This window comes from Dietzia sp. CH92, from assembly GCF_032248695.1.
Lineage (GTDB): Bacteria > Actinomycetota > Actinomycetes > Mycobacteriales > Mycobacteriaceae > Dietzia.
On sequence record NZ_JAVHXC010000002.1, the window covers coordinates 173001 to 198164 of the forward strand.

26 protein-coding genes are annotated in these 25164 nt (G+C 72.8%); 9 read left to right on the forward strand and 17 right to left on the reverse strand.

What is annotated here, in order from left to right:
* Positions 1 to 12 precede the first annotated feature (12 nt).
* Positions 13 to 4785: an ATP-dependent helicase gene (locus RWK90_RS04175; RefSeq protein ID WP_314035048.1), complete on the reverse strand. Its 4773-nt coding sequence runs from the start codon at positions 4783 to 4785 to the stop codon at positions 13 to 15.
* A gap of 110 nt (positions 4786 to 4895) precedes the next feature.
* Here RWK90_RS04175 and RWK90_RS04180 point away from each other — a divergent pair, with 110 nt between their 5' ends.
* From RWK90_RS04180 to RWK90_RS04190, 3 genes are all read left to right on the forward strand, one after another.
* Positions 4896 to 5645, forward strand: coding sequence for a 3'(2'),5'-bisphosphate nucleotidase CysQ (locus RWK90_RS04180; protein ID WP_314035050.1), 750 nt, complete (start codon positions 4896 to 4898; stop codon positions 5643 to 5645).
* Positions 5646 to 5722: 77 nt separating this feature from the next.
* A complete protein-coding gene (locus tag RWK90_RS04185; protein ID WP_314035052.1) occupies positions 5723 to 6523 on the forward strand; it encodes a thymidylate synthase in 801 nt (266 codons plus the stop codon).
* Between the two features lie 36 nt (positions 6524 to 6559).
* Positions 6560 to 7072, forward strand: a complete 513-nt coding sequence (locus tag RWK90_RS04190; RefSeq protein ID WP_314035054.1) for a dihydrofolate reductase — start codon at positions 6560 to 6562, stop codon at positions 7070 to 7072.
* 18 nt (positions 7073 to 7090) lie between these two features.
* Here the strand turns inward: RWK90_RS04190 and RWK90_RS04195 are convergent, their stop codons facing one another.
* The 13 genes from RWK90_RS04195 to mftA form a co-directional block, all read right to left on the reverse strand.
* Positions 7091 to 7717, reverse strand: coding sequence for a DUF1707 domain-containing protein (locus tag RWK90_RS04195; protein ID WP_314035056.1), 627 nt, complete (start codon positions 7715 to 7717; stop codon positions 7091 to 7093).
* 93 nt (positions 7718 to 7810) lie between these two features.
* Positions 7811 to 8176 carry a DUF302 domain-containing protein gene (locus RWK90_RS04200; protein ID WP_314035058.1) on the reverse strand — a complete coding sequence of 122 codons (366 nt, stop codon included), beginning with the start codon at positions 8174 to 8176 and terminating at the stop codon, positions 7811 to 7813.
* Between the two features lie 82 nt (positions 8177 to 8258).
* Entirely contained in the window at positions 8259 to 9380 is a 1122-nt protein-coding gene (locus RWK90_RS04205; RefSeq protein WP_314035060.1) for an NDMA-dependent alcohol dehydrogenase, read from the reverse strand.
* A gap of 160 nt (positions 9381 to 9540) precedes the next feature.
* Complete coding sequence (trxA, locus tag RWK90_RS04210; RefSeq protein WP_314035062.1) at positions 9541 to 9924, reverse strand: thioredoxin; 384 nt, start codon at positions 9922 to 9924, stop codon at positions 9541 to 9543.
* Positions 9925 to 10105: 181 nt separating this feature from the next.
* On the reverse strand, positions 10106 to 11017 hold the full coding sequence (locus tag RWK90_RS04215) for an alpha/beta hydrolase (RefSeq protein WP_314035064.1): 912 nt from the start codon (positions 11015 to 11017) through the stop codon (positions 10106 to 10108).
* A 57-nt stretch (positions 11018 to 11074) separates the two neighbouring features.
* Positions 11075 to 12403: a mycofactocin system GMC family oxidoreductase MftG gene (mftG, locus tag RWK90_RS04220; RefSeq protein WP_314035066.1), complete on the reverse strand. Its 1329-nt coding sequence runs from the start codon at positions 12401 to 12403 to the stop codon at positions 11075 to 11077.
* Positions 12400 to 13923, reverse strand: coding sequence for a mycofactocin biosynthesis glycosyltransferase MftF (gene mftF, locus RWK90_RS04225; RefSeq protein ID WP_314035069.1), 1524 nt, complete (start codon positions 13921 to 13923; stop codon positions 12400 to 12402). The genes mftG and mftF overlap by 4 nt, the downstream gene beginning before the upstream one ends.
* Positions 13920 to 14615, reverse strand: coding sequence for a mycofactocin biosynthesis peptidyl-dipeptidase MftE (gene mftE / locus RWK90_RS04230; protein WP_314035071.1), 696 nt, complete (start codon positions 14613 to 14615; stop codon positions 13920 to 13922). Before mftE ends, mftF begins: the two co-directional genes overlap by 4 nt.
* A 6-nt stretch (positions 14616 to 14621) precedes the next feature.
* A complete protein-coding gene (locus tag RWK90_RS04235; RefSeq protein ID WP_314035073.1) occupies positions 14622 to 15437 on the reverse strand; it encodes a mycofactocin-coupled SDR family oxidoreductase in 816 nt (271 codons plus the stop codon).
* 45 nt (positions 15438 to 15482) lie between these two features.
* Positions 15483 to 16706, reverse strand: a complete 1224-nt coding sequence (gene mftD / locus RWK90_RS04240; RefSeq protein WP_314035075.1) for a pre-mycofactocin synthase MftD — start codon at positions 16704 to 16706, stop codon at positions 15483 to 15485.
* A 146-nt stretch (positions 16707 to 16852) separates the two neighbouring features.
* On the reverse strand, positions 16853 to 18112 hold the full coding sequence (gene mftC / locus RWK90_RS04245; RefSeq protein ID WP_314035077.1) for a mycofactocin radical SAM maturase: 1260 nt from the start codon (positions 18110 to 18112) through the stop codon (positions 16853 to 16855).
* Positions 18109 to 18435, reverse strand: a complete 327-nt coding sequence (gene mftB, locus RWK90_RS04250; RefSeq protein WP_314035079.1) for a mycofactocin biosynthesis chaperone MftB — start codon at positions 18433 to 18435, stop codon at positions 18109 to 18111. The genes mftC and mftB overlap by 4 nt, the downstream gene beginning before the upstream one ends.
* 2 nt (positions 18436 to 18437) lie before the next feature.
* Complete coding sequence (mftA, locus tag RWK90_RS04255) at positions 18438 to 18524, reverse strand: mycofactocin precursor MftA (protein ID WP_067716580.1); 87 nt, start codon at positions 18522 to 18524, stop codon at positions 18438 to 18440.
* A gap of 109 nt (positions 18525 to 18633) precedes the next feature.
* On the opposite strand from mftA, the gene RWK90_RS04260 reads away from it, so the two are divergent.
* The 4 genes from RWK90_RS04260 (at position 18634) to RWK90_RS04275 (ending at position 20848) form a co-directional block, all read left to right on the forward strand.
* Positions 18634 to 19254 (forward strand): TetR family transcriptional regulator, encoded by a 621-nt coding sequence (locus RWK90_RS04260; RefSeq protein ID WP_314035081.1) that lies wholly within the window; start codon positions 18634 to 18636, stop codon positions 19252 to 19254.
* A gap of 113 nt (positions 19255 to 19367) precedes the next feature.
* Entirely contained in the window at positions 19368 to 19874 is a 507-nt protein-coding gene (locus RWK90_RS04265; RefSeq protein ID WP_314035083.1) for a hotdog fold domain-containing protein, read from the forward strand.
* A gap of 111 nt (positions 19875 to 19985) precedes the next feature.
* Positions 19986 to 20528, forward strand: coding sequence for a hypothetical protein (locus tag RWK90_RS04270; protein ID WP_314035085.1), 543 nt, complete (start codon positions 19986 to 19988; stop codon positions 20526 to 20528).
* A complete protein-coding gene (locus tag RWK90_RS04275) occupies positions 20525 to 20848 on the forward strand; it encodes a transcriptional regulator (protein ID WP_314035087.1) in 324 nt (107 codons plus the stop codon). Before RWK90_RS04270 ends, RWK90_RS04275 begins: the two co-directional genes overlap by 4 nt.
* Positions 20849 to 20854: 6 nt before the next feature.
* On the opposite strand, the gene RWK90_RS04280 is transcribed toward RWK90_RS04275, so the two are convergent.
* Complete coding sequence (locus tag RWK90_RS04280) at positions 20855 to 21721, reverse strand: ABC transporter permease (RefSeq protein ID WP_314035089.1); 867 nt, start codon at positions 21719 to 21721, stop codon at positions 20855 to 20857.
* Positions 21718 to 22728 carry an ATP-binding cassette domain-containing protein gene (locus RWK90_RS04285; RefSeq protein ID WP_396230265.1) on the reverse strand — a complete coding sequence of 337 codons (1011 nt, stop codon included), beginning with the start codon at positions 22726 to 22728 and terminating at the stop codon, positions 21718 to 21720. Before RWK90_RS04285 ends, RWK90_RS04280 begins: the two co-directional genes overlap by 4 nt.
* Before the next feature lie 129 nt (positions 22729 to 22857).
* Between RWK90_RS04285 and RWK90_RS04290 the strand changes: the two genes are divergently transcribed.
* A complete protein-coding gene (locus RWK90_RS04290) occupies positions 22858 to 23253 on the forward strand; it encodes a VOC family protein (protein WP_314035093.1) in 396 nt (131 codons plus the stop codon).
* Between the two features lie 97 nt (positions 23254 to 23350).
* Positions 23351 to 24181, forward strand: coding sequence for a CoA ester lyase (locus RWK90_RS04295; protein ID WP_314035095.1), 831 nt, complete (start codon positions 23351 to 23353; stop codon positions 24179 to 24181).
* 60 nt (positions 24182 to 24241) lie between these two features.
* Here the strand turns inward: RWK90_RS04295 and RWK90_RS04300 are convergent, their stop codons facing one another.
* Positions 24242 to 25120 (reverse strand): sulfurtransferase, encoded by an 879-nt coding sequence (locus RWK90_RS04300; protein ID WP_314035097.1) that lies wholly within the window; start codon positions 25118 to 25120, stop codon positions 24242 to 24244.
* Positions 25121 to 25164 lie beyond the last annotated feature (44 nt).

The following is a 25164-nucleotide window of genomic DNA, read 5'->3' on the forward strand; positions in this document are numbered from 1 at the left end:
GGCCTCAAGGTGTCAGCGCCGGATCCGCAGCCCCTTGGGCGTGATGCCGAACCCGGCCTCCTCGAAGGCGGCGGCGTGGCGCGAGCCGTGGACGGGCTCCCCACCGAGCGTGGTGACCGTCAGCGGCCCGACGGCGCCGGACCGCACGGCACCGACCAGCGCGCCCGCCGCGAGGGGCACGGCGCCGGCGCGATCGTCGAACACGAGGATCGTCCGCCCCCCGCGTTCGACGAACAGCACGCAGACGCCGTCGACCAGCACGACGAGGGCGCCCGCCTTACGGCCCGGCCGGTGACCCGACCCGCCGCCCGTCGCGATCCCCGACCCGTCAGCGGCGTCTCCGACGGACGCGACGGCGGGCCACGGCAGGGCGGCGCCGTAGGGGTTGGCGGGATCGGTCGCGGCGAGCACCCGCACGGAGGGCTCGTCGGTGCCGGAGGGCCAGTGGGCCTCGTCGGCCGTGTCGTCGAACGTGCGGAGCCGGTCGATGGTGTTGCCCGCCGCGAACTGCGCCGCGCCGAGACCGTCGACGAAGTACCCGCGACGGCACCGCCCGGAGTCCTCCATCTGCGCCAGCACCTTGTAGACGGCGGCGAACCCGCCGGGGATCTCCTCGGCCTCCACGGCGCCCCGGGTGACGACGCCGTGACGGAGCAGCAGCGTCTCGGCCCACGCGTGCGCCCGCAGAGTGGCGTCGGTGACCGGCTCCGGGACGAGGGACCACCGCCCGGCCAGCACGGGGGGCGTCCTCGTGCCCGCGGCGACCGCGCCGTTCAGTTGCGCCATGGCGGTCCGACCGAAACGGGCGCGGCGCGGTCGGGCGGAGGCGCGGGGCGAGCGGTGCGCGGTGCCCGACCCCGACGAGCCGCCGCCGGCGAGCACCGCGCGCAGCGGAGCGAGCGTGTCGTTGGTGACGACGCCGTCCCACACTAGGTCCCACAGCGCGTCGCGCACCGCGGCCTCGGTCACCGCCGGGGTGTCGCCGGTGGCGGACTCCCCCGGCGCACCGCCGGAGGCCGCGCCAGCGGGGGCGGCGGTAGCGGACACGGCGCCGGTGGCGTCCTTGACCCTGGTCACGATGTCGCGGAAGAACAGGGCGCCGCCGCGCAGGGAGTCGACGACGGCGAGGTGCACCGGCCCGTCCGGCTGCGGTCGCTCCAGCGGCAGGGTGGCGCCGGCGGAGTCGGCCGGGTGCAGTGAGACCCACCCGTCGCGGGATCCGGCACGTCCACGCCCGCTCCAGATGACCTCGCCCCCGGCGAGCAGTTCGTCCAGCATCGCCGGGGAGTAGTCCCGCACCCGCGGCGCCAGCACGAGCGGCTCGAGTGCGGAGGCGGGCAGCGCCAGGCCGTCGAGCTGCTCGATCACCGCCAGGAGACCGTCCACCCCGGACTCGGCGCCGCGCGCCGCGCCGGAGCCGGGGTCACCACCCGAGCCGAGACTCTGCCACCCGGGCAGGAAGCGCCCGAGCGCCGAGTGCGACACCGGTTCGATCTGGGAGCGCAGTGCCGCCAGCGAGCGGCGGCGGATGTGGCGTAGCACCTCGGCGTCGCACCACTCGGGTCCGGTCGCCCCGGGGCGGAACTCGCCGGCCAGGAGCGTGCCGGACGAGGTGAGCCGGTCGAGCACGCCGCGCGCCACCGCCACGCCGAGTCCGAACCGCTCGGCCACGGCCTCGACGGTGAACGGGCCGTGCGTGCGGGCGTAGCGGCGGAGGAGTTCACCCAGCGGGTCCTCGACGTCGCCGAGGAAGGCCGACGGCACGCCGGGGGGAGGCGGCACACCGAGGCCGTCACGCAGCCGCGCCACGTCCTCGACCCCCGCCCACCAGCTGCGGCCGGAGTGCTCCACCGGGACGATCCGCCCCGCCTGTACCAGGCCGTCCACCCAGCCCGGTACGGCGTCGGGTTGGGCCGAGCGCGCGGTGATCTCCTCGACGGTCAGCGGGCCGAGGAGCCTGAGCAGGTCGATCACCGCCTCGGCGTCGCGGGCCGCGCGCTCCGGTTCGAGGTGCTGCAGGCGCCGCTCGACCGCGTCGAGCACATCCACGTCGAGGAGTTCGCGGAGCTCGACGCGGCCGAGGAGCTGGCCGAGCAGGCCGGGATCGATGCTCAGTGCGGCGGCCCGCTTCTCCGCCAGGGGCGAGTCGCCCTCGTAGAGGAAGGCGCCGACGTAGTCGAACAGCAGTGACTGGGCGAACGGGGAGGCACCGGGCGTGTCGACCTCGACGATCCGGACACTCCGCGACTCGATCTCACCGAGCAGCCGCTCGAGCGCGGGCACGTCGTAGACGTCCTGCAGGCACTCGCGCACCGCCTCGAGGATCATCGGGAAGTCCGGGTAGCGGCGGGCCACGTCGAGCAGCTGCGCCGACTTCTGCCGCTGCTGCCACAGCGGGGCCCGCCGGCCCGGGTCCAGCCTGGGGAACAGGAGGGCGCGGGCGGAACACTCGCGGAAGCGGGAGGCGAACAGCGCGGAGCCGCCCACGTGCCGGGTCACGAGGTCGACCGCCTCCTCCGCCCCGATCGCGAACGTCTCCGCTCCCGGGCGGGTGCCCGTCTCGCCGTCGTCACCGGTGTCGGGGACCCGCAGGATGATGCCGTCGTCGGACACCACCGGTACGGCGTCGAACCCGTGCGCGGCGGCCAGCCGCGCGCGCACCGCCTCCGCCCACGGCCAGTGCACGCGCGCGCCGAACGGCGAGTGCAGCACGATCCGCCAGTCCCCGACCTCGTCGCGGAACCGCTCCACGACGAGGGTCGTGTCGCTGGGGACGTGGCCGGTCGCCTCCCGCTGGTCCGCCAGGTAGCGGCGCAGGTTCTCGGCGGCGTAGGTGTCCAGACCGGCGGCGTCCAGGCGCGCGGCGACCTCCCGGTCCGAACCGGCCGAGACCTCACGCAGGAACCCTCCCAGGGCGCGGCCGAGTTCGGCCGGCCTGCCCTGGTCGTCACCCAGCCAGAACGGCAGCCGGCCGGTCCCGCCGGGCGCGGGCGAGACGAGCACGCGGTCGTGGGTGATCTCCTCGACGCGCCAGCTCGACGCCCCCAGGGCGAAGACGTCCCCGACCCGGGACTCGTAGACCATCTCCTCGTCCAGCTCGCCGACGCGGGTGGCCTTCTCGCCCACCATGAACACGCCGAACAGGCCACGGTCGGGGATGGTGCCGCCGGAGGTGACGGCCAGTCGTTGCGCGCCCGGGCGGCCGGTCAGGGTGCCGGCGTCGCGATCCCACACCAGCCTCGGCTTGAGTTCGGCGAAGTCCGCGGACGGGTACTTCCCGGCCAGCATGTCGAGGGTGGCCTCGAACGCCGGGCGCGGCAGCCCGGCGTAGGGGGCGGTGCGTCGGACGGCCGAGAACCACTCCTCCACGTCGATCGGCTCGAGCGCGCACGCGGCCACCGTCTGCTGGGCGAGGACGTCGAGCGGGTTGGCGATCACCCTGAGTTCCTCGATCGCGCCCTCAAGCATCCGCTCGACCGTGACCGCGCTGTGCACGAGGTCCGCGCGGTGCTTGGGGTACACCACGGCGCGCGACACCTCGCCGACCTGGTGACCGGCGCGGCCGACACGCTGCAGGCCGGAGGCGACCGACGGCGGCGATTCGACCTGTACGACCAGGTCCACCGCTCCCATGTCGATGCCCAGCTCGAGCGAGGACGTGGCCACGACCGCGCGCAGCCGACCCGACTTGAGCGCGTCCTCGATCAGCGCCCGCCGTTCCTTGGACACCGACCCGTGATGGGCCATGGCCAGCTCCGCCGGCGCACCCCGCGTCACCTCCGACGGCACCATGACCTGCGCGGGCGGCCGGGCCGGGGGCTCGGGCAGCGAGCCGGGCTCGGTGTCCTCGGCGTAGATCTCGTTGAGCCGGGCGGTGAGCCGTTCCGCCAGGCGCCGGGAGTTGACGAACACGATGGTCGAGCGGTGCGCGGTGACCAGATCCACCACCTGCCGCTCGACGTGCGGCCAGATGGACCCCTGGCCCGGGGTGCCGGGCGGCGCGGTGACCTCGGGAGCGGAGGAGGACAGGTCGGCCATGTCCTCCACCGGCACGCGCACCGACAGCTCGAAGCTCTTGTCCGATCGCGGCGCGACGATCGTCACCGGTCGCTCGCCGGCGAGGAACCGGGCGACCTCGGCGTGCGGCCGCACCGTCGCCGACAACCCCACCCGCTGCGCGGGCGCGTCGAGCAGCTCGTCGAGGCGCTCCAGACTCAGCGCGAGATGCGCGCCGCGCTTACTGCCGGCGACCGCGTGGATCTCGTCGATGATGACCGTGTCCACGGCGGTGAGCGTCTCCCGCGCCGCCGAGGTGAGCAGCAGGAACAGCGACTCCGGGGTGGTCACCAGGACATGTGGTGGCCTGGCGCGCTGGCGGCGCCGCTCGTCCGGCGGGGTGTCGCCTGTCCGGATCCCCACGGTGACGTCGCGGGTCGGCACGCCCTTCTCCGCGGCCGCCCGGGCGATCCCCGCCAGCGGTGCGCGCAGGTTGCGCTCGACGTCCACGGCGAGGGCCTTGAGCGGGGAGATGTAGAGCACGCGTGTGCCGGGGCCGAGTTCGTCGGCGGGACCCGCGTCGGCCGGGGCGGGACCGAGCAGCAGCCGGTCGAGCGCGGCGAGGAAGGCGGAGAGCGTCTTGCCCGAGCCGGTCGGGGCCACGACGAGGGTGTGCGCGCCGCCGGCGAGGGCGGTCCACGCCCCCTCCTGGGCGGCGGTCGGCGCGTCGAACGCGCCTCGGAACCAGGAGGCGGTGGCCGGGTGGAACCTGTCCAAGGCGGCGGGCATGCACTCATGATGGCCTACGCCTACGACACCGTCCCCGCGACGACTCCGTCACACGCCGCCGCGCGCCGGACGACGACCTCCCCGGGCCGGCCGCTCCGTAGAGTGAGGGCATGCGCGAACTCGACGACCACGACCTGGCCTATCACCTCGCCACGGGCATCGGGGACATCGTGCGGGGCACCCGGGCGGGCGGACTGCTCCACGGCCGCTCGCTCGCGCGGGTGGCCAACGAGGTCGCCCAGAGCTGGACCGACGAGGTGCTCGCCGTGCACCGGCCGGAGGACGGCACCCTGTCCGAGGGCGTCGCCGACGACCTGAGCCGCCTCGACAGGTCCCGCGTGTGGATCATCGACGTCATCGACGGCACCAAGGAGTTCTCGACGGGCCGCTCGGACTGGTCGGTCCACGTGGCGCTCGTGGAGGACGGCCGACCCACCGTGGCGTCCGTGGGACTGCCCGACTCGGGGCGGGTGTTCCGCTCGGACCAGGTGGACCACGTCGACGGGCCGTGCTCGGGCACGATGGTCATCAGTCGCAACAACCCCCCGGCCGGGGTGCACCGGATCGCCGAGGAGCTGGGGCTGCACGTGCGGCCGATGGGCTCCGCGGGGGCCAAGATGCTGTCGGTCCTGCTCGGGGACGCCGACGTCTACCTCCACGCGGGCGGGCAGTACGAGTGGGACCAGGCGGCGCCCGTCGCGGTCGCGATGGCCTCGGGGCTGCACGCCTCCCGGCCGGACGGCTCGCCGATCCGCTTCAACAAGGCCGACCCGCACTCCCCCGACATCCTGGTCTGCCGCCCCGATCTCGCCGAGCGGGTGCTGGCCGCCACGGCGGGGTGGGCCGCAGCGGCCGGGTGAGGGCGGCGGCGGCCGGGTGAGGGCGGCGGCGGCCGGGGATTGAGGACGACCGCCGGAAAGTCAGTAGACTCCGCCTCATGACCGTCCCCACCCCGTACGAGGATCTGCTCCGTCTCGTCCTGGACGAGGGCACGCCCAAGGCGGACCGGACGGGTACGGGCACCCGGAGCGTGTTCGGCCACCAGCTGCGCTATGACCTGTCCCGCGGGTTCCCCCTCATCACGACCAAGCGGGTCCACTTCAAGTCCGTCGCCTACGAACTGCTGTGGTTCCTGCGCGGGGACTCCAACGTGCGGTGGCTCCAGGAGCACGGCGTGTCGATCTGGAACGAGTGGGCCGACGAGGCGGGCGAGCTCGGCCCGGTCTACGGGGTGCAGTGGCGGTCGTGGCCGACCCCGGACGGCCGGCACGTCGACCAGATCGCGGCGGCGGTGGACCTGCTGCGCACGGACCCCGACTCGCGACGCAACATCGTCAGCGCGTGGAACGTCGGCGAGCTCTCGGACATGGCGCTGCCGCCGTGCCACCTGCTGTTCCAGTTCTACGTGGCGGACGGCAGGCTGAGCTGCCAGCTCTACCAGCGCAGCGCGGACCTGTTCCTGGGCGTGCCGTTCAACATCGCGTCGTACTCCCTGCTCACCCACATGGTCGCCCAGCAGGTGGGCCTCGAGGTGGGCGAGTTCATCTGGACGGGCGGGGACTGTCACATCTACGACAATCACGTGGAGCAGGTCCGCACCCAGCTGAGCCGGGACCCGTACCCCTACCCGGAGCTGCGGCTGCGTCGGGCGGAGTCGATCTTCGACTACCGTTTCGAGGACTTCGAGGTGGTCGGCTACGAGCACCACCCGGGCATCCCGGCCCCGGTCGCGGTCTGAGCCGGCGCGGCGACGAGAGCGGCGAGCGGACGCGCGGTGGCGGTACGGATGGTGTGGGCGCAGGCCCGTGGCGGGGTGATCGGTGACGGCCGGGACATGCCGTGGCACATCCCGGAGGACCTGGCGTTCTTCAAGCGGGCGACGCTCGGTCGTCCCGTGGTGATGGGCCGGGCGACGTGGGAGTCGCTGCCGGAGCGGTTCCGTCCCCTGCCGGGCCGCCGCAACATCGTGTGCACCCGGGACGACGGGTGGTCGGCCGAGGGTGCCGAGCGCGCCGGGTCTGTGCCCGAGGCGGTGGCGTCCGCGGGTCCGGACGCCGTGGTGATGGGGGGCGGTCAGATCTACGCCGCGGCCCTGGAGGCGGCCGAGGAGTGCCTGGTCACCGAGATCGACGCCGACGCCCCCGGCACGGTGCTGGCGCCGGAGTTGGGCCCCGAGTGGGAGCGGGTGGAGGTCGGCGAGTGGCTCACCGACCCGCGGAGCCGCGTCGACGGGTACGACGACGAGGTGCGGCACCGGCACACCGTGTGGCGCCGCCGGGGGCGCTGAACCGGTGGACCGTGCCGGCTAGAACCACTTCCAGGTCGAGGGGACCTTCTCCCCTGCGGCGAGGATCTTGATCTTCGCGGTGCCCATGAAGCCGTTGATCTCGATGTCCAGGTGCGGCCCGCCGCGGACCTCGTAGCGGCCCTCGTCGATCTTGAGGTCGGTCATGGTGCGGTTGCCGGTGATCGTCACGGAGACGCCCGGCGGGAGCAGGACGCGGGCGTTGGCGGCCCACAGGTCCAGCTGGAGGCGGGTGCGGGGGCGGTCGACGACGGCCTCGCGCGCGTCGAGGAAGATGTCGCCCATCCACGAGGTGAGGCGGTAGTCGTCCGGCAGCATCCACCGGCCCTCGCGCTTGAGGGTGTCGAAGACGGAGGTCTTCTTCTGGCTCTCGTCCACGACGATCGCGGTGCCGGGCCGCGCGGCCGGCGGAGCGGCGTGGCGGGTGGCGGGCGGGGTCGCGGGGGACGCGCCGGTGTCGGCGGGCAGGCCGCTGAGCGCGACCTCGAGCTCGGCGGGGCAGGTGGCCGCCCAGATCTTGGCGGCGCGGTCGGAGAACTCGGAGAGCGAGAGCTCACCGCGCCCGACCATCGCCTCGAGGCGTCGTTGCGCCAGTGTTCTGGGGTCGTTGTCGTGCTCCGCGTCCATGGGCTCAGGGTACCGAGCGCCCCAGAGGCTCAGGTCACCACCGCGCCGGGCGGTCACCCACCTAGCCGGACGGTCGACTACCGAGCCGCCTCATCACCGCGCGCAGGTCGGCGGACAGGTCGTCCGCGAGGTCCTGCAACCCTCCGGAGACCACCTGGGACAGCAGTGCCGGTTCTGCGCCTCGATCACGCAGCCGCCGCCGGATTCGCGGACCACGACGTTGCCGGGGAGCAGCAACGCGACGTCCTCGTTGACGGCGTAGGCCGCGGCGGCGAAACCGGGGGCGCAGGCGCCGAGGATGCGGACCCGCTCGACGTCCCCGCCGGCGCGGTCGCGCACGAGGGCCGTGAGGTCGACCGCGTGCGGGATGTCGAACCCGCGCCCGGTCAGCGCGGCACGGGTCGCCGCGAGGGCCTCGTCGAAGTCCCTCTCGGTGAACGTCCCGCTCCCGACGTCCATCGCCGCCTCCCGCTCGCACCCGGCGGGATCCCGCGGTGCGGCCCGCCCGGGTGGGCCCGGGCGGGTGCGGGTCCGCGGGGTCTCAGTCGTCGTGGACGATGATGCCGCGCACCATGCCCTCGCCGCCGGACTCCATCATCTCGTAGCCCTCGTTGACCTGGTCGAGGGTGAAGCGGTGCGTGACGAGCTCGTCGAGCTTGAGCTGCTTCTCGTCCCACAGGCGCAGGATGTTGGGGATGTCGTGGAACGCGTTGGCGGAACCGAACAGCGATCCCTTGATGACCTTCTCGTACTGGGAGACGAACAGGCCGGTGAGGTTGATGGACTGGTTGTCGAGACCGCCCATCGAGGTGAGGACGACGACACCGCGTTTGCCGACCATGTCGACCGCGTCGGCGGTGACCTTGGCGTCGGCCACCCCGATCGTGATGATGGCCTTCTCGGCCATGAGGCCCCAGGTCATACCCGGCAGTTCGGCCTTGGCCTGCTCGACGTCCGTGTAGACGTGGGTGGCGCCGAACTCCCTGGCCTTGTCGAGCTTGGTCTCGTCGGTGTCGATCGCGAGGATGAACCGCGCGCCGGCGTGCTTGGCGCCCTGGATGGCGTTGATGCCGATGCCGCCGATGCCGAAGACCACGACGGTGTCACCGGCCTTGACGTCGGCCGAGTAGACGGCCGAGCCCCAGCCGGTGGTGACGCCGCAGCCGACGAGAGCGGCCACCTCGAACGGGATCCAGTCCTGGACCTTGACCACCGAGTTCATGTTGGCGACGGTGTACTGCGAGAACGTCCCGAGCGTGCACATGGCCCCGGCGGTCTCGCCGTTCTCCAGCGCGAACGGGTAACGACCGTCGGCCATGACGCCGAACGTGCCGTTCAGGCCGCCGTCGCAGAGATTCGACATGCCGCGCGCGCACGCGGGGCACTTGCCGCACGCGGGGATGAACGAGCCCACCACGTGGTCGCCGGGCTGGACATGCGTCACGCCCTCACCGACGGCCTCGACCACGCCCGCGCCCTCGTGCCCCACCACGATCGGCAGGCGACCGGGCAGGTCCCCGGTCCGCATGTGCAGGTCCGAGTGGCACAGGCCGGCGACCTTCCACTTGACCAGCACCTCACCGAAGTGGGGTCCGTCGAGCTCGGCCTCGACGATCTCGAACGGCTTGCCGAGCTCACGGGCGATTGCGGCTTTGGTCTTCAACTGCGACTCCCTCCGGGCGCGACGGGGTGAGCCCCGTCACTGGAACGTGTTCTCGTCACACTAGCCCCGCGGACGAAGTCTGTGGGGTGCCTACAAGAACGTGTTCTCACTCCCGGAGGGAACGCCGCCATGGGTGCGCGGCGCGAGCGCCGCGCGACCGTCAGGGCTGCGCGTCGCCCTGCTGGGCCTGCGCCTCCTCGACGGCCTTGCGGACCTCGTCCATGTCCAGGCCCTTGATCTGCTCGACCAGGTCGTCCAGGGCCTGCTCCGGGATCGCGCCCGAGTGGCGGAACACGGCGATGCCCTCACGGAAGGCCATGAGGGTGGGGATGGACTGGATCTGCAGCATCGCGCCGAGCTGCTGCTCGGCGTCGGTGTCGACCTTGGCGAAGGTCACCTCGGGGTTCTTGCCCGAGACCTTCTCGAAGACCGGGCCGAAGGCCTTGCACGGGCCACACCACTCGGCCCAGAAGTCCACCAGGACGATGTCGTTCTCCGTGACGGTCTTCTCGAACTCGGCGGTCGTGATGTCGACGGTGCTCATACGAATGCCCTCCTTGCGGGTACGGGGCGACTCTCGACCCGTCTTCTCGCCGACAGCCTACGGATCACGTGGTCCGACGACGAGAGTCCCGGCCGCCCGACCCGGGTGGGTACGGGTGGCCGCTCATCCAGGGCAACGTCGACGCGGCGGGGTTATTCCCCCGCCACCCCCGCGACGGGCCTCAGCGCAGAGGCGGAGAACCCAGCACCTCGTCGAGGAACCACTCGAGCTGGTCCAGGAAGACCGCGTTGTCGTCGCCGGCGACCATGTGCCCGGCGTCGGCGACCTCGGTGGTGTGTGCGTGCGGGAGCAGCTCCAGCAGGTGCTGGACGGACTCGTCGGAGACGATGTCCGAGGCCGATCCGCGGATGAGCAGGGTGGGCTGGGTGATCCTGGGGACGAGTTCGGCGAAGAAGGCGTTGCCGATCTCGGTGTTGTCGGCCGAGGCGTTACCCGCGAATCGGGGGTCCCAGTGCCAGTGCCACCGGCCGTCCTCGCGCAGTCGCAGGTTCTTGCGCAACCCCTCGGGGTTCGGGGGGCGCTTGCGCTGGGGCTGGTAGGCCGCGATCGCGTCGGCCGCCTCCTCGAGGCTCGCGAACCCGTCGAACCCCGAGCGCATGAACTCGCCCACCCGCTCGACGCCCTTCGCCTCGAGCTTCGGGGTGACGTCGACCAGGACGAGCGCACGGGCGACGTCCTTGCCGCTCCCCAGCGAGAGCATCGCGGTCATCCCGCCGAGGGAGGCGCCCACGACGACCGGGCGCCGCTCGGGGAACCGCTCCGCGACGATCGCCTCGAGGTCCGCGGCGAGGCGGTGGATGTCGTAGTCACCCTCCGGGTCCCAGTCGCTGTCGCCGTGGCCGCGGGCGTCCATCGCGGTGACGCGGTAGCCCTCGGCGGCGAGGCGACGGCAGGCCCGGGACCAGGCGTGACGGGTCTGCGCACCCCCGTGGAGCATGAGGATCTCCTCCACCGGGTCGGTGGGTCGCCCGTCGAGTCCGTGCGGTTCCCACACCTCCCCGACCAGCCGGACACCGTCCTCGCGGCGCACCGTGAACTGCTGCGGTTCGAGGGTGGTCTGAGTCTCGGGCATATGCGCGCCTCCGGGGCCGTCGCCCACCGCCTGGGTGGAACGTGTTCTCGTCTCGTTCTACCACGCCCGCTCGGCGGCCATCCGCCCGGCGAGGTACTCGGCCACCGCCAGGACCGTGTAGTAGGGGCCGCACCGCGGCAGTACCGGCAGGACCGAGGCGTCCGCCACGCGCAGGCCCCGCACCCCGTGCACGCGCCCCGAGTCGTCGACGACCTCCCCGATCCGCGCCGAACCCGACAGGTGCTGCGAGGTCGAGGGCGTGACGGCCCCGGGCAGGCCCAGCCGCTCCGCCACGAGCGCCGCCGCCCCGGCCAGGGCGGCCGAGTCCCGGGGGTCATGGGGTAGCCGCACGCTGCCGTCCGCGTGGACACGGCCGCGGCCGAGGGGGTTCATCAGCGCCACGCCGAGCCGCTGCGGCACCTGCCCGAGCCCCGGGATCACGCGGTGCAGCGGGACCGCGTACGGGCGGACCTCGATCTCCGGCACCCACCCCGCCGCCGCGTACGCCGGCAGGTCGAGCCGGACGACGTGGGACAGCAGCGGAGGTGCTCCCGCCCGGGCCGCGTCCTGCGCCGCGGAGGAAGAGGTCTCGGCGACGACGTCCTGCGCCCCGCCGCGTGCGGGCACGTCCAGCAGCAGTTCCGGGTGCTCCTGCACCCCGTGGCCGACCGGGAGTCCGCTCCCCGGCCCGAGCCCGGAGCCCATGAGGAGGGTGGCCGTCCCGATGGTCCCCGCGCACAGCACCACCTGGCGCGCGGTGATCTCCTCGTCGTCGTCGAGCACCACGCCCACACACCGCCGGACCCCGCCGGCTCCCCCGGGGCGCGGGCCACCCGCCCACGCCAGTTCCCGCACCGTCGCGCCGGTACGCACGCGCACGCCGGCGCCGACCGGGTCCCACGCGTCGAAGGCCGTCACCCTCCGCGCGCCGCGACGTGCCTGGGCGACCGCCGACACGCGACCGGGGAACGCGGCGGCGACCCGCGCGGCGACCGGGCCCATCGCGACCGTCACGGGTCGCAGGCGCTCGGCCGCCCGCGCCAACCCCACCGCGTAGCGTCGCGGCCAGCCCGGGCCCCACGCCTCGAGGTCCGAGGGCCGGGCCGGCACGCAGTACCCGCCGTTGACCGCGCCCGAGCCGCCCACCGTCCGCCCCCGCGGCAGCTCCAACCTCGCCTCGCCGAGGGTCGCGCGGTGCCGGGACACGACGCGCGAGCCCGGCCCCACGTCGAGCACCCCAGCGCGCGGGGACGCACCCACCGCCCCCGCCTCGAGCAGCAGGACATCGGCGCCGGCCTCGGCCAGGCGCCGCGCCACCACGGAGCCGGCGGTCCCCGCGCCGACCACCACGACGTCGGCGTCCACGCGGGCGGGGCCGGTTCTCATCGCGTGACGTCCGGACGCAGTGCGGCCGTCGAGCGGGCCCGCCACGCCGAGCGCCACACCCCGACGCCGTATGCCAGGTCGTCCAGGCGGTGGACCACGACGTGCCCGATCGGCTCGTCCACCGGCCATCGCCCCGGCTCGCGCGCGTCCCACCAGTGCCACAGTCCCTCCGCCACGGCCGCGAGCGCCACGCGGCGCCGCACTCCCCTCGCGACGGCCGACCGCGAGCGGGCGGTGAGGAGCAGCGCCATTGCGGTGAGCGGCCAATACGGACGTAGTAACGCCTGAGGGAGCTGCCGGATCGAGGCGCCCGCGCCACGTCCCACGAGCACGGCCGCCGCCCGTCCGTCCCCGGTCAGCGCACGCGTGCGCCACCACGCCCTGGTCACCGCCGCCGCGGTGATCACCGCGCCGACCGGCCCGCCGGACCACGCACCCACCGCCACGGCGAGGGACCACGGGGCGGCGACGGCGGGCGCCACGTCGGCGCCGTGCCGCTCCGCCAGAGGGGCGGCTCCACGCCCGTAGAAGGCCCGGCGCACCAGCACGTCGCGTAGGCCGGTGCGGTGACGGTGCGCGACGCGCGCGGCGGGCTCGTACCGGATCCGCCCGCCCGCCTCGTCGAGCCGCCAGCACAGGTCCACGTCCTCGGCGACGTGCATGCGCTCGTCGAACGGGCCCCGTCCCCCGCCGTCGGGGACGGGCGGCAGGCGGTCGGGGCGGACCGCGAGCGCGGCGCTGGGCACGTACGCCACGCGGGTGCGCGGCCTCACCCGGGCCGGTTCGGGGCCCATGTCAAGGGCGGAGCGTGCGGTCTCGTGACCGCGCACCCAGAACCGGCCGGGCTCGGCGGCGACCACGCGGGGCGCCACCGCCGCGACCTGTGGGTCGTCGAGGCGCGCGAGGAGGACGTCGAGCCACCCCGGCAGCGGGACGACGTCCGCGTCGAGGTACACCACCACCTCCGCCCCGGCCGCGACCGCCGCCGCCGTGCCGGTGTTGCGCGCGGCCGCGGGCCCACGGGAGGTCTCGTTGCGCAGGACGGTGACGGGCGCGTCCGCGCCCCCGGGGGCCGCGGTGGGATCCGGCGCGGTGGGGTGCGGCGCGGTGGGATCCGGTGCGGTGGGGACCGTCGGCGTGTCCAGGGGCACGGTCGAGCCGTCGTCGACGACGACGAGGTGGGCACCCCGGGCGAGTTCGGGCGCTAGGGCGTGCGCGAGGGCCGCGACCCCGTCGGCGTCGTCCCGGACGGGGACCACCACGGCGACCCCGTGCAGCGGGCGGTCCGCGGTCACCGGGCCGGCGGGATGCGCCATCCCCCGGTCGGTGAGGGCGCGGGCCAGCGCGGCGCCGGCGGCCGTGTCCGTGGGGATCACCCGGCCGCCGTCGAGCAGGCCCGCCACGGACGGCGCGGGCGTGATGAGGGTGACCGGGTCACCGCCCAGGACCTTCACGACCCCGCCGCGGCGCAGGATCCGCGTGCGGGGGTCGAGCACCACGTGGGGACGGGTGGACGTCACCGCAGCATCCCGTCGTCTCCCGGCCGCCACCGGTCGACGCGCGAGCGGGCGTCGGCGGTGAGCAGGTCCCACAGCCGTTCCCCCTCCGCGGCCGAGGCGGTGGTGGGGTCGCCGAGCACGCCGGAGGGGCTCACGGCGGCCACGCCGCCCTCCCGCATGGCGGGCAGGATCCGCGGCAGCGGCAGGACACAGCCGCGGGCGGCGAGCTCGGGGCGCACGCGGCCCGGGTGCAGGTGCAGCATCAGCGAGGTCTCGGCGTGGCCGGCGTGGGTGTCGCGGTCGTCCTCGGCCGTCCGGCACGACAGCCAGGCGGCGTCACGCCCCTCGTGGCGCAGTCGCGGGACGGCGCGGCGCAGGGCGTCGACGTTGCCTCCGTGCCCGTTCACCACGAGAAGGCGCCCCGCCCACGACGAAACGGACCTGCCCAACTCGAGGAGCGTCTCGGCGAGCGCCGCCGTCCCGATGGAGACGGTCCCGGGGAACGACTGGTGCTCCCCGCTCGAGCCGTAGGCCAGGGCGGGGAGCACGCGGGCGGGCACGCCGGCCGGCGGGGCGACGACGACGGCGTGTGCCGCGGCCTCGGCGAGGAGGGTGTCCGTCTCCGGCGGCAGGTGCGGGCCGTGTTGCTCCGTCGCCCCGAGCGGCAGCACGGCGAGCACGCCGACACCCGGCCCGCCGTCCGCGCCCGTCATCCCCGGTCAGACCTTGATCGCGCCCATGTCGACGGTGAAGGTCGAGGCCGTGATCGTGCGCGAGGCGTCCGAGGCCAGGAACATCACCGAGTCCGAGATGTCGTCGGTGCTGGCCATGCCCATGCCCAGGATCGGCGTGAAGTGCGGGAGGAACTGCGGCATGTTGTTGAAGACGTCGAGCGCATCGGGGTCCTCGGCGCCCATCGGCGTCTGCACACCGTACGGATGGATCGTGTTGACCCGGATGCCGTGCTCACCGAGCTCCTTGGCGGCGGTCTGCGCGAGCCCCACCACGCCGTACTTGGACGCCGAGTACGGGGACTGCACCGGCATCGCCTTGAGACCGGCCACCGAGCTGACCAGGATGATCGAGCCACCGTTGCCCGCGGCGAGCATGTGCGGGATCGACGCGCGCAGCGTCTTCCAGTACCCGGTCAGGTTGATGTCGATGGTGTCCTGCCACTGCTGCTCGTCGAGCTCCCAGACCCGGCCCCAGTTGCAGATTCCGGCATTGGCGATCACCACGTCCAGGCGGCCACCGAAACGCTCCACGCCCCGCGTGACGAGGTCCTGCTGGAACGCCAGGTCACGCACGTCTCCGACCTCGGCGAGGATCTCGCCGCCCTCGGCCTCGACCCGCTCGACCGTGGCGGCCAGGTCCTCCTCGGTGGCGGTCCGGTACTTCACGTACTCGGACGGGGCGGCACACAGGTCCAGCCCGATGATCTTGGCGCCCTCGCGGGCGAACCGGATGGCGTGCTTGCGACCCTGACCGCGGGCCACGCCGGTGATGTAGACGACCTTGCCGTCGAAATCTCCCATGGAGGAGGTGTCCTTTTCTCTGGGTTCTCGTGAGGTGCTGCGGGGTCAGGCGCCGAGGCGGCGCACGAAGTCGTCGGGGATGACGTAGTCGTCGCGGCCGAGCTCGGAGATCGAGGACTTGCTCAGGCCGATGAGGCTGGAGTCGAGGCCGGAGCGCAGGATGTCCAGGACGTTCTCGACGCCGGCCTGGCCGTTGGCCCCCAGACCCCACAGGTAGGCGCGGCCGATCATCACCGCGCGGGCGCCGAGCGCGAGCGCCTTGGCGACATCCGAGCCGCGGCGGATGCCACCGTCGAGCAGCACCTCCACCTGGTCGCCGACCTCGTCGACGATCGGCGCGAGGCACCGGATCGAGGCCGGGGTCGCGTCGAGGTTGTTGCCGCCGTGGTTGGACACCGAGATCGCGGTGACGCCCGCGTCGACGGCCCGCTTGGCGTCATCGATACGGGTGATGCCCTTGAGCATCACCGGCCCGTCGTAGTTCTCCACGACCCACGCGATGTCCTCCCACGTGGCCGGCGGGGTGTTCATCCAGTCGCCGTAGGCACCGAAGAAGGTCGGCCCCATCTCGCCCTGGTTCACCAGGTTGGGGGTCGTCAGATCCGGGAAGCGCTTGTTGACCACCACGTCACGGGCCCACTCGGCCGCCCACCGCGGACGCACCGCGATCTGCGGCGCGAGCGTGACCATGGCCTTGGCGTTGAGGGCCTCCGGGATGGCGGGGCTGCCCCAGTCGCGCCCCATGGAGAACGACCAGTCGGTGGTGAGGATGACCCCGGCCGCGCCGGCGGCCTTGGCCCGCTCGAGACGGGCGAGGACCTGCTCCTTGCCGCCGAGCCAGTACACCTGGAAGAAGGTCTGCGGGTTGGCCGCGATGACCTCCTCGATGGGCTTGGAGGCGAACGAGCTCAGGCCCATGGCCGTGCCGCGGGCGGCGGCGGCGCGAGCGACGTCGACCTCCCCGTCCGGGGTGACGGCCTGGACCCCGGTCGGCGAGATCATCACCGGCATGCTGATGGGCTGCCCCATGACCGTGGTCGCCATCTCGCGGTCCTGCTTGGCGCCGATCACGTGCGGCTTGGGCTCGAGCTCGGAGAACGCGTCCATGTTGTCGCGGAGCGTCACCCCCGCCTCGCTGCCGCCGACGAGCGCCATGTACACGCTCTTGGGCAGCTTCTTCTTCGCGCGACGCTGGGCCTCGGCGACGGACTCGAACCACGGGTTCTGCCGCCAGGGATTGGCCTCGGCGATCTTGGACAGGCGCGACACGGGCGTGCCTCCTTCTTCAGGGGTCTTGCGCTACGAAAGGTCTCGGTGGCGGCACGGCGGACACGTCGACGGTCGACCGGGCCGGGGTGGTGTGTGTGGACGGGCGGCTCGCGCTCTGATCGGCGAGCGGCCTCGCGGGGGACCGCCTAGATCGGCGACTCGTCGCAGAGGCTGGTGGGCCGCCGCGGCGGCGTCGTGACCAGGGTCAGGGGCACCGGGCCCGTCGGCTGCTTCCGGGCCGCCAGGCCCATGGGCCTGGTGTGGTCCTGCGAGGGTGCCGGGATGTTGCGCTCGGCGGCGAGGAGCCCCTCTCCGAATCCCTGGACGCACTCCGGGTCCGGGCCGTCCATGGGCAGGCCGGTGAAGAACTTGGCGGCCATACAGCCGCCGCGGCAGCTGTCGTAGAAGTTGCACGAGGCGCAGGCCCCGGCCGACTGGGGCTCGCGCAGTTCGCGGAACAGCTCGGAGGTCTGCCAGACGGACTCGAAGCCACCGTCGGCCACGACGTTGCCCGCGAGGAACTCCTCGTGGATCGCGAACGGGCACGCGTACACGTCGCCGATCGGGTCGATCAGGCACACCACCCGGCCCGCCCCGCAGAGGTTGAGCCCCGGGAGCGACCCCTGGCCGTCGCCGAACGCCGAGAGGTGGAAGAAGCTGTCCCCGGTGAGGACGTTCTCGCCGTGCGCGACCAGCCAATCGTAGAGGTCGCGCTGCTGCTCGGGCAGCGGATGAAGGTCGTCCCACACGTCGGCACCCCGACCGGACGGACGGAGCCGGGTGATCCGCAGGGTCGCGTCGTACTTGTCCGCCAGCGCCTTGAACGCGTCCAACTGGCTGACGTTCTCGCGCGTGACCACGACCGAGATCTTGGAGTCGCGGAAGCCCGCGTCCTTGAGGTTCTGCAGCGCGCGGCAGGCCATGTCGAACGAGCCCGGACCGCGGACGGCGTCATTGACCTCGGCGGTGGCGCCGTCGATCGAGATCTGCACGTCCACGTAGTCGCTCGCGGCGAGTCGTCGGGCGACCTCCTCGTCGATGCGGACGCCGTTGGTGGAGAACTTGACCCCCACCTGATGGCTCGTGGCGTAGTCGACCAGCTCCCAGAAATCGGAGCGGACCGTCGGCTCGCCGCCGCCGATGTTGACGTAGAAGACCTGCATCTTCTGCAGCTCGTCGATGATCGCCTTGCACTGCTCGGTGCTGAGCTCGCGCGGGTCACGGCGACCGGAGGAGCTCAGGCAGTGCACGCAGGCGAGGTTGCAGGCGTAGGTGAGTTCCCAGGTCAGGCAGATCGGCGCGTCGAGCCCCCGCTCGAACTGGTCGACGAGGCGGCCGACGGGCGCCGGGGCCGTGGTGGTGGTCGCGGTGGACGCCGTTGCGGGACGGTCGAGCATGCTGGTCATGAGGTCTCCTCGATCATGCGCGAGGCGGCGAGCTGGCCGAGCGCGTGCAGGTACAGCCGCGCTGTCGCCGGATCATCGATCGACACACCGGCGGCGGCACAGGCGGCGCGCGCGGTGGGGTGGTCGGCGAGGGTGCGGACCACCTCGACGATGGTCGGCGACTTGAGGAAGCTGAGCTTGCGGGTGTGGAAGTGGTAGAGCAGTGCCCCGAACGGCTCGGGCCGGAGCGCCACGCCGGGGTGCAGGCGCCAGCCGGCGTCGAGGTCGAACTCCGCCGGGGCGGCTTCCTGCTCGGCGCCGGCCGGCGCTGCTGCGGGAGTCATGGTCAGTAGACCCCACACATGCCGTCGATGGAGACCTCCTCGATGAGGGCCTCCTCCAGCACGACCTCGGTGTTCTGCGTGTTCTCCATTGCGTGTCCTCTCGTCTGCGCATGGCGACCCCACCACATCCGGTGAGACCTGAATCATATTGGCACTAGGTGCCACCCGCAATGGTTTCGCCCTATAAGGTCATTTCGCATGGAGCCGCAGGACCAGCCCCCGGGCAACTCACCGGGCCGCACCCCGGGCCGCGCCCCGGGCCGTCGACCGTCGACGACCCGCGGCTCGATCGTGTCCGTCGCGCTCGAGCTGTTCGACCGGCAGGGCTACGAGGCCACGAGCGTCGACCAGATCGCCGAGGCCGCGCACATCTCACGGCGGACCCTGTTCCGCTACTTCCCCGGCAAGGCCGCGATCGCCTGGGGCGAGTTCGACGAACAGATCCACCTGATGCTCGACTACCTGGACTCGGTGCCCGACGAGGTCCCGCTGCGCGAGGCCCTCGCGGACGCGCTCGTGGAGTTCAACACCTTCCCCGACTCGCAGACCGGGGTGCACCGCACCCGCATGAGGCTCCTGCTGGGCGTGGACGAACTGCGGGCCCATTCGACGTTGGTGTACGCGGACTGGCGCCGGGCGGTCGCCGGCTTCGTGGCCCATCGACGCGGCGAATCCGTGGACGACCTCATCCCCGCGTCCACGGCGCACGCCGCGCTCGGGATCGCCCTGTCGGCCTATCGCATCTGGGTCCACGAGCCGGATGCCGACCAGACCCGCCTCCACGGTCTGCTGCGCGACGGGACCCGCATCCTCGCCTGAGGCGGCCCGGTCGGCACGGACGCCCGGCCCGTCCGGATGCACGGTGACCGGAGGGCGCCCGCGCGCACATCCGGGCCTGTGCATACAACTTACCGACGGGTAACCTCGTCGTCGTGACCGACACCACGCCCCCACCCGCCGCCGACACCTCCACCTACCGCCTGTGGAAGACCGCCACCCGCCTCCCGTTCGGATCCCGCCTGTTCAGCGCGGCGGTGAGCCTCAAGGCCCCCTACTTCCGCACCGCGTACCCGCACGTCACCGAACTGCGCCCGGGGCGCTGCGTCGTGCGCGGGCCGGGCTGGTGGGGCAACCGCAACCACATCGGCACCTTCCACGTGATCGCCGCGTGCAACCTCGCCGAGATGGCGATGGGCATGCTCGCCGAGGCCACGGTGCCCGCCACCCACCGCTGGATCCCCGTCGGCATGAACGTGCGCTACCCCGCCAAGTCGACCGGCGGGATCACCGTCACCGCCGAATGGTCCGAGCTGCCCGACTTCGCGTCGATGACCACGGGGCAGGACGTCGAGGTCCCGCTGCGGTTCGTCGACGACGCGGGGGTCGAGCCCGTGGTCGGCAGCATCACCATCCGGGTGTCGCCGAAGAAGCGCGCGTGACGACCACGCACTGACCCCCGGGCGGCACCCGGCGGACACCCGGACGGGAACGCCGGACGAGGCGCTGATTTTCCCTTGCAGAAACGGAAAGAGAGGCCTACCGTTTCCGCTATGGAAAACAACGCCTCGCCCCCGCGTCCCGAGCCCACCGGCGCCTCCTCCCCCGATCCCGCGGCGCCGTACGACCCCGTCGCCGCCCTCGCCGACGTCGACTCGGCCCGACGCTCCGTGGCCGACAGGCTCATCACCCCCTGGTGGTACCACCCCGCGCTCGGCACGATCCTCGCCGCCATCATGCTCGTCGCCGCCCTCGACCTGCACGACGCCGTCCGCCTGACGGTCTCCCTCGCCGGGGCCGTCGGGATCGGCGCGCTCGTGGGCGCGTACCAGCGCCTCACCGGCCTGTGGGTCGACATGCGCAACCTCGGCCCCGTCTCCCGCCGGTGGTGGCTGGCCTACGCCGCGATCGTGCTCGTCGTGACCGCCACCTCGCTCATCCCCACCGCTGCGGACCGGGCCCTCCCCACGTGGCTCGCTCTCCTGCTCGCCGTGACCGCCGTCGCGGCGACCGTCGTGTTGGGTCGCCGCGTGGACAGCGCCCTGCGCGACGAGATCCGCACGGGCGCCGCCGCCCTCCCGCGGGCGCGCCGATGACGGCCCGACGCGCCACCGCCCGGTTCGACGAGATCATCCACGCCCCGCACCGGCTGCGCATCTGCGCCCTGCTCGCCCCCGTCGAGTCGATGGAGTTCGGCACCGTCCGCGACGAACTCGGCGTGGCCGACTCGGTCCTGTCCAAGCAGTTCAAGGTCCTCGCCGACGCCGGGTACGCCACCACCTCCAAGGCCGCCGCCGCCACCGGCCGCGCGCGGACCTGGCTGGCACTGACCCGCGACGGCCGCAGGGCCTTCGCCGGCCACCTCGAGGCGCTGCGCGAACTCGCCGCCGCCGCGGAGGGCCGACCCCCCGCCTGAACCGGCTCAGTCGCGGGTGCGGGCGTCGAACGCCTTGATCGCGACGGGCGCGATGAGCACGGTCAGGCCGACGATCCACAGCAGGGACGACAGCAGCGGGTGCTGGAGCGGGAGCGCCGCCTCAGGACCGACCGCCGGGGCGTTACCCCACAGCTCGCGCATCGCCTGCACCACCGAGGACAGCGGGTTCCACTCCGCGAACACCCGAAGCCAGTCCGGCATCGACTCCGGCGGGGCGAACGTGTTGGCCAGGAACGTGATGGGGAACGTCGTGGTGAACATGACGCCGTTGACCGCCTCGATCGTCTTGAGCCGCGACCCCACGACGATGCCGATCCAGATCATGACGAACCCGAACCCCACCAACACGACATAACCCAGCAGGGCGTCGAGCAGGTTCGAGCGGATCCGCCATCCCACGACCAGCCCGGTCAGCGACATCACCACCACCCCGATCGACGAGTGGATGAGGCTCGACGCGCTGCGGGCGATGAGGATCGAGGCCCGCTGGATGGGCAGGCTGCGGAACCGGTCGATGATGCCCTTGTTGAGGTCGTTGCACAGGCCCGAGGCCACGACGAACGACGAGAACGCCATGGTCTGCGCCATGATCCCCGGCAGCAGCCACTCCCGGTAGTTCACCCCGCCCGCCACGGCGATCGCGCCGCCGAAGACGTACGCGAACAGCAGCACGAACATCACCGGCTGGATGGTCACGTCCGCGAGGTTCTCCGGTTGGCGCCGGATGTGGAACAGGTTGCGGCGCACCAGAGCGGAGACCTGGCGCCCGAACGACGGGCCGTCCGGGCGGGCGGGGACGGAGAACTGCTCGGGGACCGAGCGTTCCGCGGTGGGGTCGGCGACGGTGCTCATACCCGGTACTCCTCATCCATGGTCTCTGTCGCGGTGTCCTCGGGGCGGGGGTCCTCCGCCTTGCGCCCGGTCAGGGAGAGGAAGACGTCGTCCAGGCTCGGGCGTTGCAGGCCGATGTCGTCGAGTTCGATGCCGGCCTCGGTGAACGCCGCGGCGATGCCCGCGAGGGCGGAGACCCCCTCCGACGGCGCCGTGAGCCGGCGCGCGTCACGGTCCACGTGGAAGTCGGTCAGACGGGTCGTCAGGACCCGCGCGGCCTCCTCGACGTCCTCGGGGCGAGAGACGGTGATCACGAGACTGGCGGCGCCCGAGCGGTCCTTGAGCTGCAGCGGGGTGCCCTCGGCGATCACACGTCCGTGGTCGATCACGATCACCCGGTCGGCGAGCTGGTCCGCCTCGTCGAGGTACTGGGTGGTCAGCAGCAGTGTGGTGCCGTCGCGGACCAGGCCGCGCAGGACGTCCCACAGCTCGTTGCGCGACCGCGGATCCAGCCCGGTCGTCGGCTCGTCGAGGAACAACACGGGCGGGGCCGCGACGAGGCTGGCCGCCAGGTCGAGGCGGCGCCGCATGCCGCCGGAGTAGCTCTTGGTCACGCGGGTGGCCGCCTCGGTGAGGGAGAACTTCTCCAACAGCTCGTCCGCCCGGGCTCTGACCGCCCTCTTCGGCAACCCGTAGAGGTCACCGATCAGGCGGAGGTTCTCCCGCCCGGTGAGGAGCTCGTCGACCGTGGCCGACTGGGCGGTGAGACCCATCTTCTTGCGGACCAGCGCGGGCTCGGCGACCACGTCGTGACCGGCCACCCGCGCGGTGCCGGAGGTCGGCGGACTCAGGGTGGTCATCATCCGGATGGTGGTGGTCTTGCCGGAGCCGTTGGGCCCGAGCAACCCGAGCACCGACCCCCTCGGCACGGTGAACGAGATGTCGTCGACGGCGGTGAAGTCGCCGAAACGCTTGACGAGGTGCTCGGCCTCGATCGCCGGCGCGGACGCGGAACGGGTGCTCACCATCAAAGGGTGGCCCCCGCCCGTGGTGTAGTCAACAGCCCGGCGCCGGTATGCGGACAGGATCTGTCACCATCGTCGTGCCCACACCGCGGAACGGATGCCGACGGCCCGCCACGCGCCTACCGTCGACGCATGCCCCGTATCGCCGTCACCTCCGTGCACGTCGACGACCAGTCGCGTGCGCTGACCTTCTACACCGAGGTTCTGGGGTTCGTCCTCAAACTCGACCTCCCCGCCGGGGACTTCCGCTGGCTCACGGTCGTCGACCCCGGCGATCCCCACGGTCCCCAGCTCCTTCTGGAACCCGACGCCCACCCCGCCGCCCGCGCGTACGCCACCGCTCTCCACGCCGACGGCATCCCGGCCGCCCAGTTCGAGGTGGAGGACATCCACCGGGCGCACGACGAACTGACGGAGAGGGGCGCGCGGATCGTGCAGCCGCCCACCGAGATGGGGCCGGTGTGGACGATGATCATCGACGACACCTGCGGCAACCTCATCCAGCTCGCCACGGCCGCGGACCTCTAGGCACGGCTCTCCCGGGGCGCCGCCCCGCGACCGGACGTATCGTGGTGGGGTCCCCGACGCCGTTCCCGCCCCCGCGACCAAAGGATGACCGGTTCCCGTGAGCCCCCAGTCGACCATCCCTCCGACGATCGCCCGTTCGTGGCTCCTCCTGCCCGCGGACAGGTCCGAGCGTTTCGACGACGCCGTGAACTCCGAGATGGACGTGGTGGTACTCGATGTCGAGGACGGGGTGCGCCGGACGGAGAAGGAGCGGGCGCGCCGCGAGGTACGGCAGTGGCTCGAGGCCGGCAACCACGCATGGATCCGGATCAACGACGTCCGCTCCACCGAGTGGGAGAAGGACCTCATGGCGCTGGGCCACTGCCCCGGTCTGGACGGGGTGATGCTGGCCAAGACCGAGAACGCCGAGCACGTGGCCCTCACCGCGGCCCGCCTCGCCGAGAACACCCCGATCGTCGCCCTGGTGGAGTCCGCGGACGGGTTGGCGCAGGCCGCCGAGATCGCCAAGACCGATCAGGTCGTGCGCCTGGCGTTCGGCGTCGGCGACTTCCGGCGCGACACCGGCATCGGCGCCTCGCAGATCGCGCTCGCGTACGCGCGCTCGCAGTTCGTCGTGGCCAGTCGCATCGCGCGCGTGGCGCCGCCGATCGACGGGCCGACGATCTCCAACGACACCCAGGCCCTGATGCGGGCCGCGGAGCACGCGGTCGAGATGGGCATGACGGGCAAACTCTGCCTCCGGGTCGATCAGGCGCCCTACATCAACGAGGTCCTGTCCCCCTCGGCCTCGGACGTGTCCTGGGCCGAGTCGGTGATCGAGGAGCTGGGCATGGACGGCGAGCGGTGCAGCGACGGTTCGGACCTGCCCCGCCTGGCCCGCGCCCAGAAGATCTTCCAGTTGGCGAAGGCGTACTCCGTCACACGCTGAGGCCACGTCCACGACGAGGGCCCCGACCCACGCGGTCGGGGCCCTCGTCTCCTGCGGCGCTCAGCGCGGCGCGTCGCCGGTGACCAGTGGCAGGTCGGGGTCCCGGGACCACGCGGTCATCGACCCGTCGTACACCGCGACGTCCTCGCGACCGGCCAGGGCGAGCGCCTGCGCGACGCCCGTCGCGGCGATGCCGCCCCCGCAGTAGGTGACCACGGTGGTGTCCTCGTCCAGCAACCCCGCGTCCCGGAACTCGCGGCGCAGCTCCTCGATCGGCCGGAGGGTGCCCGTGGCGGGGTCACGCAGACGGGCCACGGGGAAGTTGATGCTGCCCGGGATGTGGCCGGGGCGGCCGTACGTGTCGACGTCCCCGCGGTAGTTCGCCTCGTCGAGGACGTTGACCAGCACGGTCTTCTCGTCGTCGACAGCCGCCGCCACCTCCTCGGTGGACCGGATCAGCCCGGGTCGGCGGGTGCCGGTGAACGTCCGCGGGGTCGGCTCGGGCACCACGTCGGTCACCTCGTACCCCGCGGCCTTCCACGCCGGGAGCCCGCCGTCGAGGACCGTCACGTCGTCGAACCCCTCGTAGCGCAGGTGCCACCAGAAGCGGGTGGCCCAGTAGGCGCCGCCCTGGTCGTAGACCACGACGGTGGCGCCCTCCCCGATCCCCAGGGCGCCCGCGGCGGCGGCGAAGCGCTCGTGATCCGGCGCGGTCCAGGGCTCGTCGGAGTCGGGGTCCGCGAAGTCACCCAGCAGGTCGGCGAACAGGGCGCCCGGGATGTGTTCGGGACGGTAGGTCTCCAGCCCCGACTCCGGGCCGGAGCGACCGTCCGCCGGCGAGGGTAGGTGGTTGGTGGCGTCGACGACGACGAGGTCGGGTTCCCCGAGGCGGTCGTGAAGCCACTGCGGGGTGACCACGGTGGGCGGAGTCTGAGTCATCGGACTCTCCTTTCGACGGGTACACCTGCCGAGGATAGACAGAT